General features: G+C 72.5%; 12 protein-coding genes and 2 pseudogenes. 5 read left to right on the top strand and 9 right to left on the bottom strand.

The genetic code is table 11. The features are described from left to right. The first annotated feature begins 11 nt into the window (after positions 1-11). Positions 12-1109: an ADYC domain-containing protein gene (locus tag JYK02_RS27435; protein ID WP_207055513.1), complete on the top strand. Its 1098-nt coding sequence runs from the start codon at positions 12-14 to the stop codon at positions 1107-1109. Position 1110: 1 nt separating this feature from the next. Here the strand turns inward: JYK02_RS27435 and JYK02_RS27440 are convergent, their stop codons facing one another. From JYK02_RS27440 to JYK02_RS27455, 4 genes and pseudogenes are all read right to left on the bottom strand, one after another. Then, on the bottom strand, positions 1111-2055 hold the full coding sequence (locus tag JYK02_RS27440; protein WP_242589273.1) for a sigma-70 family RNA polymerase sigma factor: 945 nt from the start codon (positions 2053-2055) through the stop codon (positions 1111-1113). A 233-nt stretch (positions 2056-2288) separates the two neighbouring features. Then, positions 2289-2438 (bottom strand): annotated as a pseudogene (locus tag JYK02_RS39925) (IS3 family transposase); the annotation flags it as partial. Positions 2439-2638: 200 nt separating this feature from the next. Continuing rightward, a complete protein-coding gene (locus JYK02_RS27450) occupies positions 2639-3478 on the bottom strand; it encodes a LysR substrate-binding domain-containing protein (protein WP_207055517.1) in 840 nt (279 codons plus the stop codon). 306 nt (positions 3479-3784) lie between these two features. Further along, entirely contained in the window at positions 3785-4603 is an 819-nt protein-coding gene (locus JYK02_RS27455; RefSeq protein WP_207055518.1) for an RNA polymerase sigma factor, read from the bottom strand. Between the two features lie 122 nt (positions 4604-4725). Here JYK02_RS27455 and JYK02_RS27460 point away from each other — a divergent pair, with 122 nt between their 5' ends. The 3 genes from JYK02_RS27460 (at position 4726) to JYK02_RS27470 (ending at position 5893) form a co-directional block, all read left to right on the top strand. After that, the gene (locus JYK02_RS27460; protein WP_207055520.1) at positions 4726-5157 is read left to right on the top strand and encodes a rhodanese-like domain-containing protein; all 432 of its coding nucleotides are present in this window, start codon (positions 4726-4728) and stop codon (positions 5155-5157) included. A 128-nt stretch (positions 5158-5285) separates the two neighbouring features. Continuing rightward, positions 5286-5663: a thioredoxin family protein gene (locus tag JYK02_RS27465; protein ID WP_347402598.1), complete on the top strand. Its 378-nt coding sequence runs from the start codon at positions 5286-5288 to the stop codon at positions 5661-5663. Next, positions 5663-5893 carry a hypothetical protein gene (locus tag JYK02_RS27470; RefSeq protein WP_207055522.1) on the top strand — a complete coding sequence of 77 codons (231 nt, stop codon included), beginning with the start codon at positions 5663-5665 and terminating at the stop codon, positions 5891-5893. Before JYK02_RS27465 ends, JYK02_RS27470 begins: the two co-directional genes overlap by 1 nt. Positions 5894-5928: 35 nt before the next feature. On the opposite strand, the gene JYK02_RS27475 is transcribed toward JYK02_RS27470, so the two are convergent. The 4 genes from JYK02_RS27475 to JYK02_RS27490 form a co-directional block, all read right to left on the bottom strand. Further along, the gene (locus JYK02_RS27475; protein WP_207055523.1) at positions 5929-6639 is read right to left on the bottom strand and encodes an MBL fold metallo-hydrolase; all 711 of its coding nucleotides are present in this window, start codon (positions 6637-6639) and stop codon (positions 5929-5931) included. Between the two features lie 109 nt (positions 6640-6748). After that, positions 6749-7207 (bottom strand): DsrE family protein, encoded by a 459-nt coding sequence (locus tag JYK02_RS27480; RefSeq protein ID WP_207055524.1) that lies wholly within the window; start codon positions 7205-7207, stop codon positions 6749-6751. 44 nt (positions 7208-7251) lie between these two features. Beyond that, entirely contained in the window at positions 7252-8874 is a 1623-nt protein-coding gene (locus JYK02_RS27485; RefSeq protein WP_207055525.1) for a bifunctional metallophosphatase/5'-nucleotidase, read from the bottom strand. Positions 8875-8936: 62 nt separating this feature from the next. Further along, a complete protein-coding gene (locus JYK02_RS27490) occupies positions 8937-10181 on the bottom strand; it encodes a cytochrome c biogenesis protein CcdA (RefSeq protein ID WP_207055526.1) in 1245 nt (414 codons plus the stop codon). 162 nt (positions 10182-10343) lie between these two features. On the opposite strand from JYK02_RS27490, the gene JYK02_RS40805 reads away from it, so the two are divergent. Further along, positions 10344-10850, top strand: a complete 507-nt coding sequence (locus tag JYK02_RS40805; protein ID WP_207055528.1) for a redoxin domain-containing protein — start codon at positions 10344-10346, stop codon at positions 10848-10850. 83 nt (positions 10851-10933) lie between these two features. Here the strand turns inward: JYK02_RS40805 and JYK02_RS40925 are convergent. After that, a pseudogene (locus JYK02_RS40925) lies at positions 10934-11832 on the bottom strand (YeiH family protein). Positions 11833-11861: the final 29 nt, after the last annotated feature.

Here is an 11861-nt window from a genome sequence, read left to right on the forward strand (position 1 = left end):
TCCTGGGAAACGTGAACGCGTCCTTCAAAGCCCTGCCGGCGTGCCTGTTCCTGCTCCTGTCCGCGCGTGTCCAGGCCGCACCGCCCGTCGCGCCGAAGCCCGGGCCCACCCGGTCCGTGACCGGCCCGACCGACGCCGAACGCTACGAGCGCCGCTGCCAGTCCCAGACGACCCAGCGCATCGCCCGGCCCCAGGGCACGATGCTGTGGGGCACCAAGCGCAGTTGGGACGCGGAGAAGCCGACGGACGAGCGCACCAGCGTGCTCGTCTCCGTGGCGCTGGACGCCCCCCGGCAGGCGGAGCCCGGGGTGAAGGCCCTGCGCTTCGAGGGTGGCCGCCTGTGGGCGGTCCCCGCACCCGAGACCGGAGCGACGGCCAGCGACGTGGTGGGCACGGTGCTCCAGGGCACCGCCAGCGACGGCAAGCCGGTGGAGGTGGCCATCTGCGGCGCGGAGCCCGCGGCGGATGATCCGGGCCGGGTCTTCTACCGCATCGAGGCCTGGAACGCGGTGGCGCGCGAGTGGGAGAACCCCTGCGTCGCGCTGGACCGCTCGCCCGCGCCCCGGGCGCTCGCGGTGGGCGGCGTGTGGGACGCGACGGGAGCCCACACCGACGCCCCGGACCGCGTCACCTTCGCGTGTGAGAACGGCGCCATCTCCAAGTGCATCCTCTGGGGCTACGCGCCCTGGGCCTCGCGCGACGGACAGTCGCTGGCCGGCCTCCACCAGGCGTGCACCCGGCTGGCCCGCGCGGACTACTGCGGCAACGGCCGCAGCCACACGCGCCAGGACACCACCATCGACATCTATGACCGGATGGGCGTGCTGGAGCGCGCGACCGAGGTGACGCGCGAGTGGGACCCGGCGAAGGGGTCCTTCGAGGCGGCCTGGGCCCCCGACGGCGCCACCTGCCTCTCCCGCACGCGGGATGGCCGGGCGCTGGACCTCATCCTCCAGGAGTGCCCCGGCCGGTTCCAGGCGGACGCGGGCGACGCGCGCGGCGAGGGCGAGGTCTGCACCGTGAGCCGCGGCGACGTGAAGCCCGGGGCCGCGCTCCTGCGCAACCTGTCCTACGGGCCCCCGAAGGCCGACCCCGCGTCGGTGCGGTAGTTCAGCCCTCGGACGGCGGCTCGCGCTTCTCGTCGAGGAGCTGGCTGAGGGTCAGGTCCAGCTGGCTGTCGACGAAGGCGATGAAGCTCTGGAAGTCCTCCGTGGAGAGGCCGAGCTGTTCCTGGAGGCGGCGCCGGGTCTCCGCGTAGACCTGCTGCTGCACCCGCTTCAACCAGCGGGAGATGGTGGACTGGTTGACGCGGAAGAGCGGCGCCATCTCATACGTGGAGAGCCGGTCGGCGAAGTGGAGGCGGAGCAGATGGCGGTCCTCGGCCGACAACGTGGCGGCGGCTTCGCGCACGGCCTGCCGGAAGGCCGCGTGGTGGCGGCGCTTCATCACGTCCAGCTCCGGATCCAGCCCCTGCGCGGGCAGCGCCTTGAACAGCTCCTCCGCGTCGTCCTCCGTCGAGGGCTTCTCCTGGCCGCGCAGCTTGTTCGCGATGCGCCCGGCGATGACGACCACCCAGCTCAACAGGCCGCCGCGCCCCGTGTAGTCCGCGATGGCGGGCGCGTGTCCGGCGTTGGCCACCAGCAGCTTCACGCCCACCCGCTGGCGGACCTCGTCGATCATCGCGTCGGGCTGGCGCAGGCCGCGCAGCCGCTCCGGCAGCCGGGCCAGGTAGTGGCGCTCCAGGGCCTCGTGCGCGGCGGAGTGGCCCTGGAGGCAGGCGCACGCGAGGTACAGCTCCGCCAGCGACAGGCTGGAGACGAGCGGCGCGATGGGAGAGGTGGGGGCCGCCGGGGGGAGCCGCTCCGCGACGTGGGCCACGAAGCTGGCGGCGGGCAGCGCGACCCCGGGCCAGCGGGCCTGCGCGTCCTCCCAGGCGCGCGACAACAGGGCGTCGAGCGCCGCGAGGTCCTCCGGCGAAGGGGGCACGAAACGCGTCTTCGTGTGCGAGAGGAAGGTCGCGGCCAGTGCGGGCACCTGGGACATGCGCAAGGCCATACCATGACCTGCCCCGGCCCGCCCTCCACGCGCGACGCCCGCCCAGTGCGGAACGCCGTGTCCGCGTGTGTCATTGAACGCCGCGCGCCCCATGGCCAACCTGCTTCAGGGAAGCCCGGCAAGGCTCAGGCCAGCGGAATGGAAGGTCGATTTTCCCGCCCATCGCCCGGCCCACCACCTTGCGGCGCCGGGTTGAAAGTTCTTTCCCAGGCGGTTCGGTCCCCCGGGTGGCGATGGGCCGAGTCGGTGGTCCGCACGAAGCGACGCCGTGCGCGGCCACGCAAGCACACCTGGCGCATCAGGCGAGCCACTCGCATCCGGGCCACCCGCTGGCCTCTGGCTTTGAGTTCCGCATGCACCCGAGGCGCACCGCTCCAGCGTCGTCAGCGCTCCGGGCTTGCCTCGACCCACAGCTTCTGCGCCCCGGCCTTGTACTCCGCCGTGAGCTCCCGGCGCGGCCGGCGGGGCGTCCACTGCTTCTCGTCAGTCGCGGACATCCCGTGCTCCTTCCATCACATCGCGGATGTCCACGGAAGCGGGCTACTCCCAGCCCACCTCGTGGCCGAGGAGGTGCACTCGCCACTCAGGTGCCACGCGGCCCAAGCCGCTCACGCTCCGCCTCGAAGATGGCCACCACCGCGTCGATGAGGGCGCGCACGCGCGGTACCTCCCTCAGGTCGCGGTGCACGACCAGCCACACTTCGCGCTCGGGAAGCGGGGCGGGAGGCGGCAGACGGACGAGGCCCCGCTCCTGCTCAGCGAACCAGCACGGCAGCAGCGCCTTGCCGAAGCCCGCGCGCACCGCGGCCAACTGCACCATGAAGCCGTTGGCGCGCAGCGCCATGCGCGCTCCGGCGGCGTGCCGGGCCAACCACTGCGATTCTGGGAGGTACGCGAAAGAGTCGTCGTAGCCCACCCACGCGGACGTGTCACCGCGCGGCGCCGCGTAAACGCCGTAGCCAAGGGCTGAGAGGCGGCGGGCGAAGAGCTCTCCGGACCGAGGCCGGGCGAGGCGGATGGCGACGTCAGCCTCGCGCCTGGCAAGGCTGAGGGAGCGCGAGTCCTCAATCACCTCCAGGTCGATGCCCGGGTGCTGGCGGCGAAAGTCCGCGACGCGCGGGATGAGGAGGCGCTCAGCCATACCCTCCACGGCCGTCAACCGCACGGTGCCCGTCAAGCTGCCACCCTGGCCTGCCCGGCGCTGGATGGCCAGGGCGCGCTCCTCCATGTCCGCAGCCGACTCCAGGACGGCCGCGCCCTTGACCGTCAGCGTGTAGCCGTCCGCCCGGCGGTTGAAGAGCGTACAGCCCAGCGCTTCCTCCAACGCGGCCACACGGCGGCCGACCGTGGCGTGACTCACCTGGAGGCTGCGCGCGGCGGACGAAAGGCTGCCGGCCCGCGCGAGCGCTACAAAGAAGCGCACGTCCTCCCAGTCGAGGGCCCCTGAACTTTTTCGCACAGCCATTGAACAACGATAGCCGGACGCGAAGCGAGCGTGAGGGGGCATCCACGCGATGTGCATGGATGCTCCGACGTGGCGGCCCTCTGAGCACGCCCCCTTCCCCCTCGTCCTGCGGGTGCAGACATGCCCAACACGTTTCAGGTGACGTACTTCGACACGGCGGTGGTCGGGGCGCGAAGCAGGAGCGCGTCGGGGGAGCCCGGAGTGAACGAGGGCGGTTGGGAGCTCCCTCCCGGCCACCCTTCTCCTTGTTGGCTGCGCACGCCTTCAGCCGGAGGTCACGGCCCGCGCGAGCGCCTGGCGCACGGCAGCCCGCACGGGGACCGGCACCTCGTCGCCCGGGATGCGCCGGCACAGGGACACCGAGCGCTTGAGGGCATCGCACGCCCCGGCGCAGCGCGGACAGCGCGTGAGGTGCTCCTCGATGCGCACGCAGGTCGCCTGGTCGAGCTCGCTCGCGGCGAAGGCCGTCAGCTCCTCGGCGAGTTCCGGGCACCCGGCGGGTGCGGCGGCTTCGCCGCCCTCGCCCATCAACGTGACGAGGTGCTCACGCAGCTGCATGCGCGCGCGGTGCAGCCGGCTCTTGAGGGCGCGCACCTCGATGCCCACCACCTGCGCCGCCTCCTCCGCCGACAGGCCCTCCACGTCGCGCAGGATGAGCGTCTCGCGGTAGGTGTCGGGCAGCGCGAGGATGGCGGCCTGCAGCACCTCGCCCATCTGCCGCGCGTGGGCGCCCTCGTCGGGGGCCGCGACCTCGGCATGGACAGCGGCCGCCGCGGGCGCGTCCAGGGCCTCGAGCGTGTCCGGCTCACCCGCACGCTTGCGGCGCGTGCGCAGGCAGTGCGTGCGCGCCACCTGGTACAGCCAGGTGGACAGCTCCGCCTCGCCGCGGAAGGCGTGCATGCCCTTGAAGGCAGCCAGCAGCGTCTCCTGCAACACTTCCTTCGCGTCCTCCTCCGAGCCGCACATGCGCAACCCGAAGCGGTACACCTGCTTCTCATGGCGGCCCAGGAGCGCCTCGAGCGCCCGTCCATCTCCGCCTTGCGCCAGGGTCAGCAGCTCCGCGTCGGTCTTGTCATTCGCCATCCCATGCTCATAACGCCGCTCCGAGCCCGCGCAGCCCCCGTTCACCTGGGGGTGAATCCTCGACGGCGTCCCGTGGCTCACACCTCGCACCGCAGCCCCACCTGTCTCCAAGGAGCCCCGCCATGTCCCGCCCCTCCATCCGCTTCCTGGCCGCCGCCGGCCTCGGGTTTGCCCTGCCCCTCGCTGTCGTGGGCGCATGTGCGACGCCGCGCGAGGAGGTGGCGCCGGCCACGCGGCCGGCCACCGCCGTGACGGCCACACGCGCACAGGAGCTCGTGGCCCATGGGGCCCTGCTGCTCGACGTGCGAACGCAGGAGGAGTACGGCGAAGGCCACCTCGTGGGCGCGCAGCACCTGTCGCTGCAGTCGCTCCAGGCCGGCGAGCGCCCCGCCATTCCCGCGGACCAGCCCGTCATCGTGTACTGCCGCACCGGGCGGCGCAGCGCCCAGGCGGCGCAGGTGCTGCGTGAGGCGGGCTTCCAGCACGTCCACGACCTGGGCGCCATGGAGAACGGCGTCGGGGCATTCGGTGCGAGCCCTGCCGTGGGGCAATAGGTGTAGAGCCTTCCCCGATACACCTGAATCCTCCCGGGACGGCCCTGGCTCCCACGTGTCGAGGCCGGGGCGACGAGCGCCCCGCCCCGCAGCCCCGCGCGGGCGTGGAGGAAGAAGACAGGGCGACGGTGAACGTCACGGCAGCGAACCTCAAGCAAACAGTGGGAAGCCCCGGCATCGTGGTGCTGGACTTCCGGGCCGCGGGGTGCGCGCCGTGTCGTGCCTTCGCCCCCGTCTTCGAAGCCGCGGCGGCCGTCCACCCGGACGTCACCTGGGGGAAGGTGGACACGCAGGCGGAGTCGGCACTGGCAGGCGCGCTCGGCATCCGCTCCATCCCCACGGTGGCGGTGTTCCGCGACGGCATCCCCGTCTTCGCGCAGCCAGGCGTACGGCCCGCCTCTGCCCTTGAAGAGGTGCTCGCCCAGGTGCGTGCGCTCGACATGGACGCGGTGCGCCAGGAGGCGTCACGGCACGCCCCTGCAATGCGCGGCCAGGAGGGTGCGTGATGTCCCGCGAGACGACGGACGCGGGGAACTGCCAGGGCAGCGGCAACGAACTCCTTGCGAGCGGGCTGGGCGTGGGGGCCGTGGGAGCACTGGGCGCGCTCGTCACGGGCGCGGTCTGCCCGCTGTGCATCGTGGCCACGCCCGCGCTGCTCGCCGTGGGACTCGTGCAGAAGTGGCGCGCACGGCGCACCGCGAGCGAGGTTTCCCCGCCCGCGGCGCCATCGGCGTAGGAAGGTCGCGTTGCGGCCTTCCCCCCGCCCAGAGGTCAGGCCTGGGGTGAGGACGTCTGAGTGGGCGAGATGACCCCGCAGGCGAGGTTCGCCGGCACCGCCTCGTTCAGCTTCTTGGGGGGCGGCAGGTTGAGGTTGCCCATCAGTTGCACGAAGGCCTCGCGCTCGCGGTGGGCGGCGCGCGTGTTGTAGCGCTTCTCCTCCGCGATGCTGCTCTGGGTGTGGCCGTTGTAGTCGTGGGCCGGGTACACCTCGGTGTCGTCCGGGAGTTTGAAGAGCACACCGGTGATGGAGTCGAAGAGGTGCCCGGCGTCCCCATTCTGGAAGTCCGTGCGGCCGGCGGAGCGCACCAGCAGGGCGTCCCCGGTGAAGACGCGCTTGCCTATCCGGTAGCTGACGCTGTCGTCGGTGTGGCCGGGCGTCTCGAGCACCTCCACCCGCAGGGCGCCCAGTGCCAGCACGTCACCGTGGTGCACCTTGACGTCCACGCAGGGTGCCCCCCGGTGGCTGGCCACCACGCGCGCGCCGGTGCGCTGGCGCAGCAGCCCCGCGGCCGTCACGTGGTCCGCATGCACGTGCGTGTCCAGCACGTATTCGAGCGTGAGGTCCAGTTCCTTCAGCAGGTTCAGGTCGCGCTCGACCTGCTCATGCACCGGGTCGATGAGCAGCGCCTGGCGGGTGCGCCCGTCGGCGAGGAGATAGGTGTAGGTGGAGCTTTCGGAGTCGAAGAGCTGACGGAAGAGCATGGGGGTTTCCTTCTCCGCGGGACGTGAAGACGATGTGCGGGTGGGAGCCAGGGGGCGGCAGAAAAGATTCGCGCCCCCTGGCGCCGGGGCTGCCTGCCCTGCGGTCGGGCTAGTAGCGGATGACCTGGTAGCCCTCGGCCACGAGGCGGGAGAGCTCGGCGACGCCGTTCGGCACCACCTCGGCGGCCGGCTGCAGCTTCTTCGGGTCGATGTCGTACTTCTTCAGCGCGCTGCCGCAGGCCACCAGCCGCACCCCGGCGGCCCTGGCCTTCTCGGCCGCCTGCCTCACGCTTTCCGGCACGGCCTTCACGGTGGGGTCCAGCGACACGATGGAGCGCCCGTAGCTCAACCACACCACGTCCGAGAGGTAGCCGGACTCCTTGGCCGCCACCGCGTGGCGGAAGCTGCTGGTGAGGGTGCCCACGTCCTCGAGCCCGGTGGTGGCCACGAAGACGAGCTTGCCCTTCTGCGCGGGCCGCGGCGGCCGCGCATCCGGGCTGGCGGCGAGCGCCGCGGCGGGCACGGCGAGGAGGAGTGCGGCGAGCAGGGTGAAGAGGGTGCGGTGCATGGGGCTCCTGTCTGCGGGTGAGGGGTGAAGGGGGAAGAGCGCGTTCAGGGCAGTTGCTGGGTGCGCAGCACGGGCGGCAGGTCCTCCCCGACCGCGCGCCCCTGCAATCCACCGTTCAGCTCGGGACGCGTGGCGAGGTAGCGGCGCACGGCCTCGTGCGCATCGACCTCCAGGGTGCGTGTCTCCGTCGCGCCGGGAATGCGGCAGAGCATGTCGGGCGTGTCTCCCTCGCGCTCGCAGGCGGCCACGGTGTACACACGGGCTTCGTCCAGCGGCTCGCCGTTCACCTCCGCCGAGAGGAGCCGCTGGCCCTTGGGCGCATTCGCGCGAAAGCGCAGCGTCATCCCCGAGGGCCGAGGCAGCCAGCCGCCGAAGCGCTTCTCGGCGTCCCGCGCGAAGACGTTCTCCAGCTCCTGCTCCCAGAAGTCACGCAGCTGCTTGCCGGTGAGCTTGCCTGTCTTCACCGGGTTCACCACTGGGAAGAAGTTCCACAGGTCCGCCTCGCGCACCGGCCCGGGAAGGAGCGGCGTGCCGAAGCGGAAGCCATTGGACAGGCCAATCTCGGTCCCACCGGCGGCGCGGATGGCATCCGCGAGCATGTTGTCGAGCGGGTTCTCCACCACGGCGTAGCGCGCGAGCGTCACCCCGGTGTGCCCCACCTCCTTGGACAGCCGCGGCCCCAGGGGTGCGAGCGCGGCGTCCACCAGCCTCACGACTTCGGGACGCTCCGGGAAGCGCGCGGCCGTCAGCTCGAGAAGCTCCCACTTCCTCTCCACCACCTTGCCGCCCTCGACCCACAGGTCCAGCCGGCCGAGGAATGAGCCAAAGGCTCCGGGCTCCACCACCCAGCTGCCTCCGCGCTCGATGGGCACGTAGGTGCGCTCGTGGGTGTCGGCGGACAGGTGCGCGTCCACGCCAGGCACCTGGTCCGCGAGCGCCACCGCCTTGGAGAGGCCCACGTGCGTCATCAGCAGCACGACGTCCGCGCGCTCCTGCTCGCGCACCTCGCGCACCAGGGCGGGCAGCGCCTCGGGGCCGTCGTAGCGCAGGCCCTCGCTGTAGCCGGGGGGCTGCCGGCGCGGCACGTCCGGGTCCGTGAAGCCGACGACGGCGATCCTCACGCCGGCCACCTCCCTCAACAAATAGGGGGAGAAGAGCCGCTCGCCGCTCGCCGCATCGCGCAGGTTGGCGGCGAAGAGCGGGTAGTTGAGCTGGCGGGCACGCTCGCGCAGCACCCCGGGGCCGTAGGCCACCTCCCAGTTGCCGGGCACCGCGCCCTGCAGCCCCAGCGCGTTGAGCGGCGCGATCAGCGCCGCCCCCTCGGTGAGCGCCGCCTCGCCCGAGCCCTGCAATGTGTCGCCAGCGTCCAGCACCAACACGTCGCCACCGCGCTCACTCCTGATGCGCTCGATGGCCGCGGCCACGCGTGCGAAGCCGCCGGCCATCTCGATGCGCTCCTCGCCATCGCGCCAGAACAGCTCCGGGTGCGCGCGCAGCTGCGCGTGCAGATCCGCGACGTAGAGGATGGTCACCTGACGGCGCGAGCCCTGGGCCGAAGTGGCCCCGGTGGGGGCGGGCGGTGTAGCCGCGGGGCGGAGCACCGTGCGCGCACAGCCGGCGGCGAACCACACGGCAGCGAGTCCGAGGAGGAGGAGTCGACGGTACATTCAGGGGACCTTTCGGGGTGGAAGGAGGCTGGCGGAAGGACCCGGAGAGCTCCGCGCGTCCGCTAGCCGGGCCAGGCCTGCGTGCCCCAGGGCAGCGCGGGCGCCACCTGCGCGCAGGCACCCGCGCCGATGGCCGCGAGCCCCTGTGCGAGCGCCGCCTGCGACTGCTCGCCAACGCGGCGCGACACCTCGCGACCGCCGGCCTCGAGGAAGAGGAAGGTGGGCACGCCGCGAATGCCGTGTCGGGCCGCGGCCTGGCGGCCCTCCGCGCTGCCCACGTCCACGAGCAGCACGTCCACGTCGCCGCGCGCCGCGCAGGACTGCTGCAGCCGCGCCACCACGGGCTTCATCCGCTGGCACACCGGGCAGCTCTGGCTCACGAACTCCACCATCGTCGGGCGCTGCAGGAGCGCCAGCGGTGCGCTGCCCGCGGGCAGCGTTGGAGTGAACGTGGGCTCCGGCAACGCGCATGCCGTCGTGCCCCCACTCCCGGGGGTACATGCGGCTGTCTCGGAGGCGCCGAGGTCCGCATCCCGCTCCGGCGTGCGGGAGGTGAGCGTCGCGGCGGGCGCGGCCTGCGCCGCCACCGGCGCGGGCTCCAGAGGACTGTTCGTCGGGGTGAGCAGCGCAAGCGAGTCGGTGAGGAGCAGCAACCCCAGCGCCGCGAGCAGTGCGCCCGTGGCAAGCTCCGCCTTGCGCAGGTGGCGCTTCATCCCGTCCATCCAGCGCAGCACGAGGGGCGCGGCGGCGGCCGCGGCCAACAGCGGCACGGAGAGCCCCAGCGCATAGGTGCCCAGGTAGAGCGCCCCCGTCATGGGCTCCGAGGTGGAGGCGGCCGTGTACGTGAGCACCCCGCCGAGCACCGGCCCGATGCAGGGCGTCCAGCCCAGGGCGAAGGCGCCACCGAAGAGGAAGGCGCTCAGCACGTTGCCGCCGCGCTGCACGCGCGTGAGCCACGGACGCCCCTCGCGCTCGAGCCACGGCACCTGGATGACACCCAGCTGCTTGAGCCCGAAGAGGAAGAGCAGGAGCCCGCCCAGTTGCAGCACCCAGCCGCGGTGCTGCGCGAGCGCGCCGCCCACTGCGCTCGCCGCCATGCCCAGCGCCACGAACACCGTGGAGAGGCCCAGCGAGAAGGCCACCGCCACGCCCCAGGGCCGGCGCACGGGCCCGCCCGCCTCGCCGCGCAACTGCGGCAGCGACACGCCCGCGAGGAAGGAGAGGTAGAGCGGGATGAGCGGCAGCACGCAGGGGGAGACGAAGGTGAGCAGCCCCGCGAGGAAGATGCCTGGAAGCCCCAGACTCATCGCGCCACTCCAGTGCTCTGACGGGTGGCCCGCACATGACGTTCACGCATGGGCAGGGAGACACGGACGGGGCCCACGGAAGTTCCCGCCGCCATGCGCGATGGCTCCGACCCATGAATCGCGTGCGAAGGGCGGCGTGCGTGCGTGCGTATCTAGAGCACCATGCGCCGCCACCGCCTGTCCCCTGCCCTGCTGCCCGCCCTCGCGCTCTGCATGCTGCTCAGCGCCTGCGACCGCTACGACCGGCCCAACCTCCCCGTGCCCGAGAGCTTCTCGGCGCGCACGCTGGAGGGCCGCGGCCTTGAGCGCGCGGGCCTGCTGGGCAAGCCCTGGGTGGTGAGCATCTGGGCACCAGGTTGATACGCCTGTGCTCGGAAGTTGCCCGAGCTGGACGCGGTACGCCGCGAGTACGAGCCGAAGGGGGTGGGCTTCCTCGCGCTCTCGCTCAACCCGAGCGAGGAGCGAACGGTGCGCGAGGCGGCGAGGCTCGGCCTGGGCATGACGCTCGCCATCGCGCAGGGCGAGGTGCTCGGCCCGCTGCACGTGTCCACCGTGCCCGCTACGGTCTACATCGACCGGCACGGCGTGGTGGTGGCCGCCATCAGCGGCGAGCGCGACCGGGCCTTCCACACGCGGCGCGTGAAGGCACTGCTCGCAGGGAGCCCGTAGGCACGCCCCGCCAGCGCGAAGCCCGAGGCGGCACCGGGCAAGCGGCGCCGCCTCTTCGGGCTCTTCTGAACCCGCTGCGGCGCCTACCCGATGCGCAGCAGGCGGATGAGGCCCCACGCCATGCGCGCGAGTCCTCCAAAGCCCAGCAGGCCCGCGTAGATGACCTTCATGCCGGCCTTGCGGATCATCTGGAAGGGCGTGGCCAGGCCCATGGCCGCCATCGCAATCACCATCAGGAACACACTGGTGGTGGACAGGCCCGCACGCAGCGAGGGCGCGAGCAGCACCACGCGGGTGAGCTTCACCCGCGTGCCCAGGTCACCGGCCTCGGTGCCCCAACTGAAGGCGGCCGCCATCACCTGCGCCACCTCGTGCGGCGTGGAGCCGGAGAGCACGGCGAGCTGCAGGGTGCTGAAGCCCAGCAGGGGCCCCGCGAACACGTAGAGGAGCACGCCCGCGGTGCCCAGGATGCCGCACAGCCCCACGGCCAGCGTGGTGTCCTCCTCGTCCGCGCGCGTCACGCTGCTGGCCGCCACCACCGCGCTCGCCCGCACACCGAGGTGCCCACGGCGAGCAGCATGGCGAGCCTCGAGGGCACGCCGAAGCGGCGCGCCAGCCACGCGATGCCCGCGATGCCCACGGCGATGACGGCCAGGTCCAGCAGCAGGATGCGCAGCCCCGCCTTGGCCACGAGACCGAAGTCCAGCCGCGCCCCCATCAGCACGATGCCCAGGCGCAGCACCGTCTTCGCCGAGAGGCGGTTGACCTCGGCGAGCACCTGCGGCAGCCCCATCACCGCGCACAAGGCACGTCCGATAAGCAGCGCCACGGTGAGGGGCCCCACCACCTTGAGCCCCGGCAGCGTGGCGAGCCAGTAGCTCACGATGGCGAGCGCCACGGCCAGCAGCATGCCGGGGGCGCGCACGCGCCAGGGAGAGGAAGCGCTCGCAGGCGCGGCGGAGACGACAGGGGTGGGCGTCATCGGTGGTCCAGGCCGGGGTTGAAAAACGC

The sequence above is a fragment of the Corallococcus macrosporus genome, assembly GCF_017302985.1.
Taxonomy (GTDB): domain Bacteria; phylum Myxococcota; class Myxococcia; order Myxococcales; family Myxococcaceae; genus Corallococcus; species Corallococcus macrosporus_A.